The 12,993-nt window shown below is 70.2% G+C and carries 11 protein-coding genes and 1 tRNA gene; 9 read left to right on the top strand and 3 right to left on the bottom strand.

Annotated features, from left to right (window positions below; all coding sequences use genetic code 11):
* Window positions 1-6: 6 nt before the first annotated feature.
* From rnhA to F0415_RS03170, 3 genes are all read left to right on the top strand, one after another.
* A complete protein-coding gene (rnhA, locus tag F0415_RS03180; protein WP_149859756.1) occupies window positions 7-441 on the top strand; it encodes a ribonuclease HI in 435 nt (144 codons plus the stop codon).
* Window positions 442-450: 9 nt separating this feature from the next.
* Window positions 451-1,179: a DNA polymerase III subunit epsilon gene (gene dnaQ, locus F0415_RS03175; protein ID WP_149859755.1), complete on the top strand. Its 729-nt coding sequence runs from the start codon at window positions 451-453 to the stop codon at window positions 1,177-1,179.
* A 74-nt stretch (window positions 1,180-1,253) separates the two neighbouring features.
* Window positions 1,254-2,744 carry a serine/threonine-protein kinase gene (locus F0415_RS03170; RefSeq protein ID WP_149859754.1) on the top strand — a complete coding sequence of 497 codons (1,491 nt, stop codon included), beginning with the start codon at window positions 1,254-1,256 and terminating at the stop codon, window positions 2,742-2,744.
* A 47-nt stretch (window positions 2,745-2,791) separates the two neighbouring features.
* On the opposite strand, the gene F0415_RS03165 is transcribed toward F0415_RS03170, so the two are convergent.
* Both F0415_RS03165 and F0415_RS03160 read right to left on the bottom strand, forming a co-directional pair.
* Window positions 2,792-3,493 carry a PP2C family protein-serine/threonine phosphatase gene (locus F0415_RS03165; protein ID WP_149859753.1) on the bottom strand — a complete coding sequence of 234 codons (702 nt, stop codon included), beginning with the start codon at window positions 3,491-3,493 and terminating at the stop codon, window positions 2,792-2,794.
* A 124-nt stretch (window positions 3,494-3,617) separates the two neighbouring features.
* Entirely contained in the window at window positions 3,618-6,530 is a 2,913-nt protein-coding gene (locus F0415_RS03160; protein WP_149859752.1) for an autotransporter family protein, read from the bottom strand.
* Between the two features lie 107 nt (window positions 6,531-6,637).
* On the opposite strand from F0415_RS03160, the gene F0415_RS03155 reads away from it, so the two are divergent.
* The 3 genes from F0415_RS03155 to F0415_RS03145 all read left to right on the top strand — a co-directional run bounded on the left by F0415_RS03155 (window position 6,638) and on the right by F0415_RS03145 (window position 9,346).
* The gene (locus F0415_RS03155; RefSeq protein ID WP_149859751.1) at window positions 6,638-8,635 is read left to right on the top strand and encodes a caspase family protein; all 1,998 of its coding nucleotides are present in this window, start codon (window positions 6,638-6,640) and stop codon (window positions 8,633-8,635) included.
* A 71-nt stretch (window positions 8,636-8,706) separates the two neighbouring features.
* Window positions 8,707-8,797, top strand: a tRNA-Ser gene (locus tag F0415_RS03150).
* A gap of 141 nt (window positions 8,798-8,938) precedes the next feature.
* Window positions 8,939-9,346 (top strand): DUF6165 family protein, encoded by a 408-nt coding sequence (locus tag F0415_RS03145; protein WP_149859750.1) that lies wholly within the window; start codon window positions 8,939-8,941, stop codon window positions 9,344-9,346.
* A gap of 60 nt (window positions 9,347-9,406) precedes the next feature.
* On the opposite strand, the gene F0415_RS03140 is transcribed toward F0415_RS03145, so the two are convergent.
* Window positions 9,407-10,453 (bottom strand): glycosyltransferase family 9 protein, encoded by a 1,047-nt coding sequence (locus F0415_RS03140; protein WP_149859749.1) that lies wholly within the window; start codon window positions 10,451-10,453, stop codon window positions 9,407-9,409.
* An 18-nt stretch (window positions 10,454-10,471) separates the two neighbouring features.
* Between F0415_RS03140 and F0415_RS03135 the strand changes: the two genes are divergently transcribed.
* From F0415_RS03135 to moaA, 3 genes are read left to right on the top strand one after another with little or no spacing between them, the layout of a single operon-like run.
* Window positions 10,472-11,215 carry a 3-deoxy-D-manno-octulosonic acid kinase gene (locus tag F0415_RS03135; RefSeq protein ID WP_149859748.1) on the top strand — a complete coding sequence of 248 codons (744 nt, stop codon included), beginning with the start codon at window positions 10,472-10,474 and terminating at the stop codon, window positions 11,213-11,215.
* A complete protein-coding gene (locus tag F0415_RS03130) occupies window positions 11,212-11,970 on the top strand; it encodes an MBL fold metallo-hydrolase (protein WP_149859747.1) in 759 nt (252 codons plus the stop codon). The genes F0415_RS03135 and F0415_RS03130 overlap by 4 nt, the downstream gene beginning before the upstream one ends.
* On the top strand, window positions 11,967-12,992 hold the full coding sequence (moaA, locus tag F0415_RS03125) for a GTP 3',8-cyclase MoaA (RefSeq protein WP_149859746.1): 1,026 nt from the start codon (window positions 11,967-11,969) through the stop codon (window positions 12,990-12,992). The genes F0415_RS03130 and moaA overlap by 4 nt, the downstream gene beginning before the upstream one ends.
* Window position 12,993: the final 1 nt, after the last annotated feature.

Genomic DNA, 12,993 nt, shown 5'->3' with positions numbered 1-12,993 from the left:
CGAAGGATGAAACAGGTGGAAATCCATACCGACGGCGCCTGCCTGGGCAATCCCGGGCCCGGCGGCTGGGCCGCGCTGCTGCGGCACGGCCGGCGCGAGCGCGAACTGGCCGGCGGCGAACCGGACACGACCAACAACCGCATGGAACTGATGGCGGCGATCATGGCGCTGGAGGCCCTGAAGGAGCCTTGCCAGGTGGCCTTGCACACCGACTCCCGCTACGTTCAGCAGGGTATCGTCGAATGGCTGCCGAACTGGATCAGGCGTGGCTGGAAGACCGCCGGCGGCGACCCGGTCAGGAACCAGGATCTCTGGCAAAGGCTGGATGCGGCAGCGCGCCGGCACCAGGTACGCTGGCACTGGGTGAAGGGCCACGCCGGCCATCCCGACAACGAGCGGGTAGACCGGCTGGCGCGCGCCGAAGCGGAAAAATTCAGGTAGACATCGCCCATGCGCCAAGTCGTGCTGGACACCGAGACCACCGGTCTTTCCTGGGAAAAGGGCAATCGCATCGTCGAGATCGGTTGCATCGAGTTGCTGGAGCGGCGCAAGACCGGCCGGCACTTCCATCGCTATTTCAACCCCGAGCGCGACCTGGAGGCCGGCGCCCAGGAGGTGACCGGCCTGAGCCTGGAGTTCCTGCGCGACAAGCCGCTGTTCGCCAGCGCGGTGGACGAGTTCCTCGATTTCATCCGCGGCGCCGAACTGATCATCCACAACGCCAGTTTCGACATCGGCTTCCTCGACTACGAACTTTCGCGCCTGGGCCCGCACTACGGCCGCATCGAGGACCACGCCACGGTGCTGGACACCCTGGCCATGGCCCGGGAGCGGTATCCCGGCCAGCGCAATTCGCTGGATGCCCTGTGCCGGCGACTGGGCGTGGACAACACCCATCGCAAACTGCACGGGGCGCTGCTGGACGCCGAGCTGCTGGCCGAGGTTTACCTGGGCATGACCGCCGGCCAGGCCGATCTGATGCTGGTGGCGGGCGGGGACGCTGGTCTGGTGGCACATGCCGGCACGGGTCGCCTGCCTGCCGTGGTGCCGGCCGGCCCGCGGCGGGTGCTGCGCGCCAGCGAGGCCGAGCGGGCGGCGCACGAGGCACGGCTGGAGAAGATCGCCGGCAAATCGGGTGGCAAGCTGGTCTGGCCAAGGGCAGAGTCGGTGCCGTCCTGAGCCGCCGCGGTCCCGTTCGGGGATAATCGGGCCCGTCCCCGGACTCCGCCCCCGGGCCCCGAAACGGAGGTCGTGTGAACGCCACCGTCCTGCTCAGCTCGGTAGACATCGACATTCCCGGCTACCGCATCGTCCGCCCGATCGGCGAGGGCGGCATGGCCTCGGTATTCCTGGCGGTGCAGGAATCGCTCGATCGCGAAGTGGCGCTGAAGGTGATGTCACCGGCGCTGGCGGCCAATGCCGAGTTTGCTGGGCGGTTCCTCAGCGAGGGGCGGATCACCGCGAAGCTGCAACATCCCAACCTGGTCACCATCTACGACATCGGCAGCCACGCCGGCATCTACTACCTCGCCGCCGAGTACATCCCCGGCGGCACGCTGAAGGAGCGCATCGCCGAAGGCGGGCTCAGCGTGGCGGAGATCCTGGACATCGCCGCCGACGTCGCCGGCGGCCTGGACTTCGCCCACCAGAAGGGCTTCGTGCACCGGGATGTGAAGCCGGCCAATATCCTGTTCCGCAACGACGGGCGGGCGGTGCTGGCCGATTTCGGCATCGCCAAGGCGCTAGACGGCAGCGGCGGCGCCACCGTGGCCGGCGCCTCGATCGGCACCCCCGACTACATGAGTCCGGAACAGGCCCGGGGCGAAGCGGTGGACGGCCGTTCCGACCTCTACAGCCTGGGGACGGTGCTGTACGAGATGCTGACCGGGCAGACGCCTTACCAGTCCACCGATCCCTTCACGGTGGCCTTGATGCACGTCACCCATCCGGTGCCGGAACTGCCGCCGCAGCATGCCTGGTTGCAGCCGCTGCTGGACGGGCTGATGGCCAAGGACGCCAACCAGCGTTTCAGCAGCGGCGCCGCCTTCGTCGAAGCCCTGCACCGCGCGCTGGCCGATGCGCCCCCGGGTGCGGTCCAGTCGCGGACGGAACGGCGCGCAGGACAGCGGCTATCCGGCGGCGCCGCCCCGACCCAGCAGCGCACCCGCGTTCGCCACGGCGAGGAGGCGACACGCCCGACATGGTTGCTGTCGGCGGCGGGAGGCACCGGCGTGCTGGCCGTGGTCCTGCTGGCGTGGACATTCTGGCCTACCGGCGAGGGTGCTCCGCGGCAGGATGCGCAGCCGCCGGCGGCCGGTATGGAAGCCGGAGCACTGCCCCCAGATTTCCAGGTGCCACGGCCGGTGGATGCCCCCGATGCCGCCGAGATCGAACGCCTGCTCAATGCCGGCGACCAGTTGCTGGATTACGGCACCAATATCGAACCGGGCCGCAAGCTGACCCTGCCCGAGGACGACAGCGCCCTGGGTTACTACCGTCAGGTACTGGCCATGGATCCCGGCAACGCTCGCGCCCGTGCCGGCATCGCCAACCTGCTGGTGTTCTACCGCAGCTATGCCTATCGCGCCTGTTCGGCCGGCCGCTGGACCCAGTGCGGCATCATCGTCCGCGCCGGTCTTGGTGTCGACGGCCGGGACGAGTACTTGCTGATGCTGCAGGATGCCGCCGCCGCCGGCGAGGCTGGCGGCAATCCGGAGCTGCCGGCAGCGCCGCCGGCGGGTTGAGCTTCGACGGGCTGGTCCGCCGCCTGCGCCACATGGCGGGGCTGCGCTCAGGTGCGACGCAGCAGCACCACGGTGACGTTGTCGGACCCCCCTGCGTCCAGTGCCGCCGATACCAGGTGGTCCACGCACTCCTGCGCCGACAGGTCGTTGCGACCGAGCAGGGCGGCGATGCCGGCGTCGTCAACCTCCTCGGTCAGGCCGTCGCTGCACAGCAGCAGCTGTTGACCCGGGCGCAGTTCACCCGACAGGGTCTCCACCTTGAGGCTTTGCGGATCGGTGACGCCCAAGGCCTGCGTGACCACGTTGCGGTGCGGATGCGCGCGCGCCTGCTCGGCGGTGATCGCTCCCTGGTCGATCAGTTCCTGCACGTAGCTGTGGTCGGAGGACAGCTGGCGCAACTGGCCATCCCACAGGTAGGCGCGGCTGTCACCAACCCAGGCCAGTTCGAAGCGGTTGTCCTGCACCCGCAATGCCACCACCGTGGTACCCATGGGCAGGCTCTCGCCGCGCTGGCGGCTATGCCGGATGATGTCCTCGTCGGCCCTGCGGATGGCATCGGCCAGGGAGCGGCCAGCCTTCACCTCGCGCACGACGGTGTCGCGGGCGAGGGCGCTGGCGACCTCGCCGAATTCGTGCCCACCCATGCCGTCGGCCACCAGCCAGAGGCCCAGCTCGGCATCGCCGTAGTAGGTATCCTCGTTCAGCTCGCGACGGAGGCCGACGTGGCTGAGGTGGCCGAACTCGATCATGCAAGGTCTCTGGCGTACTGGCCCTTGCCGGGCGACAGGTCTGCCCACATCTTGCTTGCCGACCGCGCCGGCCCGCAAGCAGGGCCCGCCGTGCGGGAAGCGATGGCGGCCCCGGCGAGCCGATTCAGAACTCCATCCGGAAGCCGAGGGCCAGGTTGTACTGGGACATGCCGTCCTTGGCCATCAGCCGCTCGTAGTAAAAGAAGCCGGAGCGGCCCTTGGTCAGCACCATGGACATGCCCAGGCCGATGCGCAGGTAGTCGGTATCCAGCTCGTCGCCACGGATGAGCATGGTGCTGCCGGTCGGATCGTGCAGGAAGCGCGCCTCGATCGCCTGCGGATCGTCCTTGAACTCGTGCTCCCATTCCAGCTGCAGGTGCGGCATCAGTACTCCCCACGCTGCGCTGTGGGTGTAGGTCAGTTTGCCGCCCAGGACGCTGGCCAGGGAAGTGAGATCGCGGCTTTCTATGCGCAGCCCCAGGCCGCTGCCGGGCACGCCGGGCAGCATCTGCTCGTTGATGGCGTCGAAACCGATCCGCGTGTAGAGCAGGCGGCCATAGGGACCGAAGCCCCAGCCGCCACGATTGAAGTCGCGGCCGAAGGTCGCGGCCGCCGAGAGCAGGTCACCGTCGGCATCGGCGACCGCCACCTGGTCGATGCTGGTGCTGCCGCCGCCCGGCGTGGGCAGGGTGTAGCGGATCCGGCGCAGCAACTCGTAGTCGTTGCGGCCCCAGGTCAGTACGCCATCCACATACCAGCTGTCGGCGCGGTACCAGGTGCTGTAGGCGGATATCGTCCAGCCGGTGGTGTCCAGGCTGCCGGCCTGGCCGGGCAGCTTGGTGTCCTGGCGGGTATGGCCCAGCGAACCGCCGATGATCCAGCTGTCGCTGTAGCGATAGTCCAGGCCCATGGTCAGGCCTTCGATGTCGTAGTCGTAGGCCGGCTCCACCTGGCCCGGATCGGCCTCGCCGCGACCGATGGTGCCGGCCATGAAGAAGCCCCAGCGACTGAAGTCGGCGCCCACCTCGGTGGCGGAGGCATCGTCGCCGGCCAGGGCCTGGGCCAGCAGCCCCAGCGACAGCGTGCCGCTGGGCGTGGTCAGGGCCAGGCCGCCGAAACTGCTGCCCTGGGTGCCGCTGCGCAGGGCGGCGATGCGGGTCTTCAGGTTCTGGAACTGCGACTGCAGGGCCGAGAAGGCGGCGTTGGCCTGGGTCAGGGCGACGTCGGCCATCAGCTGGTCGATGGCGGTCACCGTGGCATCAGGGTCGATGATCGAAGCGTCGATCAGCTCCGTGCAGCGGGCCAGCAGATCCTGCTGCTCGGGCGTAGGCGCCGGCAGCGCGGCCAGGGCGGGGCAGGCGTTGTCGATGACCTCGGCGATCTCGCGCTGGCGGTCGTCCAGACCGATGAGGGCGGAGAGGCCGGCCTGCAGGGTGAAGGTCGCGGACGCGGTGGCCAGTGGCGAGCTGGCGACCACTTCGACCGCACCGGTGTCGTCGGCGGTGACGGTGTTGCTGGCGATGCCGGCGGCGTCGGTGACGCTGGTGGCGCTGGCGAGCGTGCCGCCGCTGACGGCCCAGTTGATGGTCGCGCCGGCGACCGGTGCGCCGCCTGCATCCTTCAGTTCCACCTCCAGCGGCGCCGAGGCGACGCCCGGCACCAGGGCCTGATCGTTGCCGGAGACGATGACCAGGCTGCCCAGACCATCCACCGTCAGGTTGAAGGTGACGCTGTCACCCGAGTCCGTGCGCGTCGCGGTGACGCTGACCGAACCCGGCGTCGAGCCGGCCGTGACCGTGGCGCTGGCCTGGCCGGCGCCGTCGGTGGGACTGGTGCCGGCGACGGTGGCATCGCCGGAGACGGTCCAGGCGATCGGCACGCCCACCGCCGCGGCGCCGCTGTTGTCGGCAAAGACCACCAGCGGCGCGGCGAAGGCGAAGCCGATCGGCCCGTTCTGGCCATCGCCGCTGACGATGGACAGTCCTGGCACGGTGTTGACGCTGATCGTGAAGCTCAGCTGCGGCGTGACGCAGACGCCGCAGCCGCTGTCCACCAGCACGGTGTAGGTGCCGGGCACGGTGGCGGTGAACGTGGCGGCGCTGTGGCCATTGCCGCCGGCGATGGCGGCGCCGGTGACGGCGCCGTCGCCACCCGCCGGCTGGCCGCTGACCGACCAGGCCAGAACCGTGCCGTCCGGTGCCGGAATGGAGGTGCTTCCGTAACGGGCCACCAGGTTGACTGGAACGCCGACGGTGGTGGCAACCGACGGTGCCGACACCGCGGTGACCTCGACCGGCTCCACGTTGACGGCGAAGTTGATCGCCGGCGGCGGGCAGCCCTCCAGGAAGAAGGCAGTGGGGCAGTTCACGCTGGCGACGATGGTGTCGGGTCCAGCGCCGGTGATCAGCTGCGTGATCGAGGTGTTGCCGGCGGCGTCTGGAGCGATGTCGCCGTAGTCCACGCCGTCGGTGACGTTGGTGTAGTTGACGGTCAGCGTTGCCGGCGCACCGTTGAGCTGGTAGTTGGCGCCTACCGTGAATGGCGTGATCTGGTTGGCGACGACGGCGGTCGGACCATTGGCAGTGAACACGTGCTCGTTGTTGGTGGCGAAGGTGAGGCTCAGGCCGGCGCCGCAGGGTGTGGTCGGCGTGCAGGTGACCGTGATGGTGCCGCTGCCTCCGGGCGTGTTGCCCAGGGTGAGGGTGAAGCTGACGGTGTCGCCGCTGTTGGCGGTGAAGCTCGTCGCCGAGAGGACCGCGCCGCCGGTGGTGTCCGCAGTGATGGCGATGCTGCCGGTCACGATGCCGCCGCCGCAGGGATCGGGGAGGACCTGGAAACTGAAGTTGACCACGGTGCCCGCCGGTGCCAATTGGCTGGTGACCGCCGCGTTGAGCGTGCAAGGCGCCGCCTGTGCCCTGGCCTCCTGTCCCCAGAGCAGGCCGATCAGTGCCAGTGCCGCCAGCACGAGCGCGTGCAGGCCGGCCCGCAGTGGAAGAATCGTCGTCTCGAGCCTTGCCGCGTCGCACCAAGCTTGCATCGCTTTTCCCCTGGAATGCGGCTATAACTGCCGCTCGAGTATAGCGGCAGGCGCGCCGCTGCAAGGCCATCGGCGCGGGCCGCGGAGTTCCCCACGGAGCCAAGCCCATGACCTCGCCCAGTACCTGTCCGGTCCGCGCCCGTCTCTTCGTTGTCGCTTCTGTCTTCGGCCTGACGGTTTCCGCCGGCTTGCCGGCGGGGGCGCCGCAGGCGGCGGTGCGCAACGCCGAGGATCTGCTGATCGTCGACTGCCTGCTGCCGGGCCAGTTGCGCAAGCTGGGGCGGCAGGCCACCTACCTCACCGCCCGCCGGCCCGTCCGTACCACCCAGGCGGACTGCGAGATCCGCGGCGGCGAATACGTCGCCTACGACCGCGCCAACTACCAGACCGCGCTCAAGGTCTGGCTCGAGGGCGCCATGGCCGGAGATCCGGAGGCGCAGAACAACGTCGGCGAGATCTATGCCAAGGGCCTGGGCACGGAGCCCGACTACGGCATGGCTTTCCAGTGGTTCCGCAAGGCAGCCGATCAGGGCTACGGCCGCGCCAAGATCAACCTCGGCTACCTCTATGAACAGGGCCTGGGCGTGCAAAAGGATCCGGCCATGGCCCTGAACCTGTACCGCGAGGCCTCCGGCATCCAGGACGCGCTGATGTACGCCTCGGTGGTGCAGGTCGAGCTGCGCGCCCGCGACGAGCGCATCAGCGGCCTGGAGCAGCAGGTGCGCGAGGGCGAGGCGGAAAGCGCCCGCCTGCGCGAGCAGGTCCAGCAGCTGCAGCGAGAGCTGGCCCAGCGTCGCGCCGCGCTGCAGCAGGCCCAGCGCGAACTGGTGGACACCCGGAACAGGCTGGCCGAGGCCCGCCAGGCCCAGGACGACGACCTGACCCGGCTGCTGGAGAACCAGTTACTGGCCCAGGAGGAGCAGCTCAATGCCCAGCGCACCCAGCTGGCGGCGCTGGAACGGCGCGCCGGTGGTGCCGGCGGCGGCCTGTATTCCTCACCCATGCTGGAAATCCTCGATCCGGTCTTCGTCGCCGCCCGCGGCCGCAACACCGCCGTCTATCCGGGCGGGCCCGGCACGCGCAAGGTGGTCGGCCGGGTCACGGCACCGCATCTGGTGAGCCGGATCGAGGTCAACGGCCGCCAGGTCGAACTCACGCCCAATGGCGGCTTCAGCGCCGAGATCGAGGTGCCGGCCGGCGGCACCCAGGTCAGCGTGGTGGCGGTGGACAGCGCCGGCGACCGCGCCGAGCTGCAGTTCAACCTGCTGCCGCAGGCCTCCGGACCGGCGGCCGTGGCGGCGCCCGCGGCGACCGGCGAACTGCCACGCGGCGTGAAGCTGGGCCGCTACCACGCGGTGGTGATCGGCAACAACGCCTATCGCGATGCCGCTTTCCCGACCCTGCAGAGTGCCGCCAACGACGCCAGCGCGGTGGCCGACCTGCTGCGCAGGCGCTACGGCTACCAGGTGGAGCTGGTGCTCAACGGCAGCCGGCTGGAAATACTGACGGCGCTGGATGCCATGCGGAAAAAGCTCGGGCCCGAGGACAACCTGCTGGTCTACTACGCCGGCCACGGCGAGATAGATGGCGAAGGCCGGGGCTACTGGGTGCCCAGCGACGGTGCCGCCAATGCCAGCAACACCTGGATTTCCAATGCAGCCGTCAGCGACATCCTCGACACCATGCCCGCCAGGCATGTGCTGGTGGTGGCCGACTCCTGTTACTCCGGCACGCTGTCGCGAACCTCGGTGCCCACCTTCGATCCGGCCGAGGCCGATCGCGGCAAGTGGGATGCCTGGGTGAAGGCGGTGGCCAAGGGCCGCTCACGCACCGTGCTCAGCTCCGGTGGCGTGATGCCGGTGCCCGACGCCGGCAGCGGCCGGCACAGCTACTTCGCCCGGGCCTTCCTCAACGTGCTCCAGGACAACAACCGGCTGATGCCGGGCCAGCGCTTGTTCCAGGAAGTGTCCACCGCCCTGGCCCTGGCCGCCATTGATTCGCCGCTGCCGCAGGTGCCCGAGTACGCCCCGATCCGCTATGCCGGCCACGAGAGCGGCGATTTCCTGTTCCTGCCTGCCGGCCGCACCGCCGCCACCGGGCCCTGAGGCTGGCGGTGGTCTGTCGGGGCGCCTATAATCCGCGGCCCGGCGCCCCCGTCCAAGGCGGCGTCGGCTCCGGAGAGGTGGCAGAGTGGTTGAATGTACCTGACTCGAAATCAGGCAGGCGTTCATAGCGCCTCGAGGGTTCGAATCCCTCCCTCTCCGCCAGATGCGGCGAAACGGGGCCTTCGGGCCCCGTTTCCTTTTTCCCCGGAGGCTTCCCTGCCTGCGCCTGGTGGCGCACCCGGGCCGGCCGGGTCGGCGCGGAACGGCAGGGGTAAACTTCGCGCCATCTACCGGAGCCCCGCCATGTCCGAAATCCTGGTCCCCGTGTCCTTTGGCGAACTGCTGGACAAGATCGCCATCCTGCAGATCAAGTCCGAACGCATGTCCGATCCGGCCAAGCTGGCCAACGTGCGCAAGGAACTGGCGGCGCTCGAGGCGACCTGGGCGGCGCATCCGGCCTCGCGCACCGACATCTCGGCGCTGCGCGCGCAGCTGAAGGCGGTCAACGAGCGCCTGTGGGTGATCGAGGACGAGATCCGCCTGAAGGAAAAGGCCCAGGCCTTCGACCAGGAGTTCGTCCGCCTGGCCCGTTCGGTCTACTTCGAGAACGACGAGCGTGCCAGGATCAAGAAGGAGATCAACCTGGCCCTGGGCTCGGCCTACGTCGAGGAAAAGAGCTACCAGGACTACCGGACCGGCCAAGGGCCCTGAGCGGTCGCCGAAGCTGCCGTCCGAAGCTGCCGAGATGGGGCTCGCGGCCCGGCCCGGCGTTCACAGCCCGCGCGCGGACCGGAAGGACTCGAAGCGGGCGATCACCTCGTCCACCGTCACCAGGTCCATCACGCCCGGGAACTCGATGCGCTTGCCCCAGGGCAGGGCACTGGCCGGCCTGCGCATGAAGCGCTCGGCCGCCTCGGCGTAGCGGTTCACCGTCCAGCGGCGGTCGGAATAGGGGCCGGAGCGTTCGGCGTCGGTGCAGGCATGCAGGCCCAGCACCGCCGTGCCCATGGCATTGGCCATGTGCGCCGGGCCGGAATCGGGCGTCAGCACCAGGGTCGCCCGGCCGAGCAGGGCGAGCAGCTGCTTGAGCGTGTCCTTGCCGACCAGGTCCAGGGCCGGCGCGCGCATCGCCGCCAGGATGGCGTCGGCGGTTTTCCTTTCCAGCTCGCTGCGACCGCCGCAGATCGCCACCCGCCAGCCGCGGCCGGCGGCGTGGTCGGCCACCGCGGCATAACGTTCCGGCCGCCAGTTGCGCAGCGCGTGGCTGGAGCAGGGCGAGACCAGCAGGGTGGGTTGTTCGCCGGGCAGGTGCTGCGCCGCCCACTCATGCGCCTCGGCCGGCACCGGCAGGTCCCAGCGGATGGGCCCCGGGGTGATTCCCAGCGGCTGCAGGAACTGCCGGAAGGCGTCCTGCACATGCCAGCCGCCAGCCGGGATGCGCTCGTTGATGAACAGGGAATGGCCTTCCTTGCTGCGCGCCCTGTCGAAACCGATGCGGCGGCGGGCGCGGATGCCGGTGGAGGCAAGGCCGGCGCGCAGGGCCAGCTGCATGTTCAGCAGAACGTCGAACTCGCGGCCGGCCAGCTGCCGGCGCAGCTCACGCAGGCCGGCCCAGCCGGACTTCTTGTCGAAGACGACGAATTCGACCCCGTCCAGGCCTTCCAGCAGCTTGGCCTCGCCCTTGCCGATCACCCAGGTGATGGGCAGGCCGGGCCAGGCGGTCTGCAGGTCGCGCACCAGGGCCAGGGCGTGTACGGCATCGCCGAGCGCGGACAGGCGCAGCAGGCAGAGCGATCGCGGCGCGGAGGGGGTGGGCATTGAGTACACTGGCCGGCCATGGAAAACAGTGCCGCCGTCGTCGAGCGACTGCAGCCCGTCCGCGATGTCCGCGGGTCGGGGGCGATTGTCTTTGACCCGGCGCGGCTACGGCAAGCATCGGCGGAGATGCTGGAACCCGCTTACTGGGGCGGGGCGGCGACGCCGGTGGCCAGCGGCGGCCGTGGCGCCGCCTGGTTCGTGCGCGGCGACTTCGGCGAGGCGGTGCTTCGGCACTACCGCCGTGGCGGCCTGGCGGCGCGGCTGAGCGAACGCAGTTATCTCTGGCTGGGCCAGTCGCGTGTGCGGGCGCTGCGCGAGTTCCGCCTGCTCGGCCGCCTGCGCGAGCAAGGCCTGCCGGCGCCGGCGCCGCTGCTGGCGGGCTGGTGGCGGCGAGGCCTGGGCCATCGCATGGCCATCCTGGTCGAGCGCATTCCCGGTGCGCGGTCGCTGGCGTCCTGGTTGCCCGGCGATGTCAGCGCCGCACCCTGGGAAACCGTCGGCGCGATGCTCGCCCGTTTCCACCGCGCCGGCCTGGAGCATGCCGACCTGAACGCGCACAACATCCTGCTCGACGGCGATGGCCAGGCCTGGCTGATCGACTTCGACCGCGGCCGTCTGCGCGTACCGGCCGCCGGTTGGCAGCAGGGCAACCTGGCACGGCTGCAGCGTTCGCTGGCCAAGCTTTCCGGCGATGCCGACTGGCAATCCGGCTATGTGCGGCTGCATGCCGCCTACGCCCGTGCCATGGAGCAGGCGGCATGAGCTGGGCCCTGCGCTTCCTCGGTGTCGGCAACGCGGCGGCGGCGCCGCGGCTGGGCTCGGCCTCGGCGGTGATCGAGCGCGACGGCCGGCCGCTGCTGATGATCGATTGCGGCCAGGAGGCGCTGGATGCCTACCGCCGCCAGTACGACGCGCTGCCGGATGCCGTCTACATCACCCATGTGCACATGGACCACGTCGGCGGCCTGGAACGGCTGTTCTTCGGCACCTGGTTCGATCCGCAGCGGCGCGGCCGCGTGCGCCTGTACGTGCCGGCGAAGGTGGTGCCGCACCTGCAGGCGCGCATCGCCGACTATCCCGGCGTACTGGCCGAGGGCGGTGCGAACTGGTGGGACGCCTTCCAGCTCATCCCGGTGAGCCGCGGCTTCTGGCACGAGGGGCAATGGTTCGGCGTGTTCCCGGTCCGGCATCACCTGCCGGACAGCGCCTGGGGCCTGCGCCTGCGCGGCAGCATGGTCTGGACCGGCGATACCCGGCCGATACCGGAGATGCTGGCCGAACATGCCGGCGCCGGCGAGATCGTCGCCCACGACTGCGGCCTGCAGGGCAATCCCTCGCACAGCGGCATCGAGGAGCTCGAGCGCGAATATCCGCCCGGCCTGATGGCCCGCTGCGTGCTTTACCACTACGGCAGCGAAGGCGAGGCGGCGGCGCTGCGCCAGCGCGGCCATCGCGTGGCCGAACCGGGCGAACTGCTGGTGCTGGCCGAACCGCAGCCCGGCGAGCCGGCGCCATGAACGCCGTCATGCCCCTGGACGCGCCGCTGCCGCGCGACCGCCTCGGCCGGCCGCTGCACGACCTGCGCATCTCGGTCATCGAGACCTGCAACTACCGCTGCCCGTATTGCATGCCGGAAGGCCAGGCGGAATCGCCGTCCCTGGCGGGCAGCAGTGCCCGCCTGGGCTTCGACGAGATCGAACGGCTGGCCCGCGCCTTCGTCTTGCTGGGCGTGCGCAAGCTGCGCCTGACCGGTGGCGAGCCGCTGCTGCGCCGCGACCTGCCGGCGCTGGTGGCGCGGCTGGCGCGCATTCCCGGTGTCGAGGACCTGGCCCTGACCACCAATGGCGCGCTGCTGGCCGGACAGGCGAAGGCGCTGCGCGAAGCGGGCCTGCACCGGATCACCATCAGCCTGGACTCACTGGAGCCGGAGGGCTTCCGCGCCCTGACCGGCGGTCGCGGCGACCTGGCCGAGGTGCTGGCGGGTCTGGCCGCGGCCGAGGCGGCGGGCTTCTCCCGCATCAAGATCAATTGCGTCGTCCAGCGCGGCGTCAACGAGGAGCAGGTGCTGCCGCTGGCGGAGCGCTTCCGCGGCAGCGGCCACGTGCTGCGCTTCATCGAGTACATGGACGTCGGCACCTGCAACGGCTGGCGTCCGCAGGACGTGGTGCCCTCGGCCGAACTGCGTGACCGCATCGCCGCGCGCTGGCCGCTGCGGCCGCGGGAACCGGTCTACCGCGGCGAAGTGGCCAGCCGCTATGCCTATGCCGACGGCGCCGGCGAGATCGGCTTCGTCAGCTCGGTCAGCGAACCCTTCTGCGGCGATTGCCACCGGGCCCGGCTCTCGGCCGACGGGCGGCTCTATACCTGCCTGTTCGCCCGCGAGGGAACGCCGCTGCGGCCGGCCCCCGGCGAGGACGAGGCAGCGCTGGCCGCGCGCATCGCCGCCGTCTGGACCGCGCGCGCCGACCGCTACAGCGAACTGCGCGGCCAGGCCGGCAAGGACCGCAGGAAGATCGAGATGTTCTACATCGGAGGTTGAG

The sequence above is a fragment of the Arenimonas fontis genome (assembly GCF_008386465.1).
Lineage (GTDB): Bacteria > Pseudomonadota > Gammaproteobacteria > Xanthomonadales > Xanthomonadaceae > Arenimonas > Arenimonas fontis.
This window is presented reverse-complemented; position numbering and strand designations above follow the sequence as displayed.

What these genes read in the sequence shown, in the direction of transcription:
- rnhA (WP_149859756.1), top strand. Translation starts at nt 7, where the DNA reads ATGAAACAGGTGGAAATCCATACCGACGGCGCCTGCCTGGGCAATCCC.
- dnaQ (WP_149859755.1), top strand. Translation starts at nt 451, where the DNA reads ATGCGCCAAGTCGTGCTGGACACCGAGACCACCGGTCTTTCCTGGGAA.
- F0415_RS03165 (WP_149859753.1), bottom strand. Translation starts at nt 3,493, where the DNA reads ATGATCGAGTTCGGCCACCTCAGCCACGTCGGCCTCCGTCGCGAGCTG.
- F0415_RS03160 (WP_149859752.1), bottom strand. Translation starts at nt 6,530, where the DNA reads ATGCAAGCTTGGTGCGACGCGGCAAGGCTCGAGACGACGATTCTTCCA.
- F0415_RS03155 (WP_149859751.1), top strand. Translation starts at nt 6,638, where the DNA reads ATGACCTCGCCCAGTACCTGTCCGGTCCGCGCCCGTCTCTTCGTTGTC.
- F0415_RS03145 (WP_149859750.1), top strand. Translation starts at nt 8,939, where the DNA reads ATGTCCGAAATCCTGGTCCCCGTGTCCTTTGGCGAACTGCTGGACAAG.
- F0415_RS03140 (WP_149859749.1), bottom strand. Translation starts at nt 10,453, where the DNA reads ATGCCCACCCCCTCCGCGCCGCGATCGCTCTGCCTGCTGCGCCTGTCC.
- F0415_RS03135 (WP_149859748.1), top strand. Translation starts at nt 10,472, where the DNA reads ATGGAAAACAGTGCCGCCGTCGTCGAGCGACTGCAGCCCGTCCGCGAT.
- F0415_RS03130 (WP_149859747.1), top strand. Translation starts at nt 11,212, where the DNA reads ATGAGCTGGGCCCTGCGCTTCCTCGGTGTCGGCAACGCGGCGGCGGCG.
- moaA (WP_149859746.1), top strand. Translation starts at nt 11,967, where the DNA reads ATGAACGCCGTCATGCCCCTGGACGCGCCGCTGCCGCGCGACCGCCTC.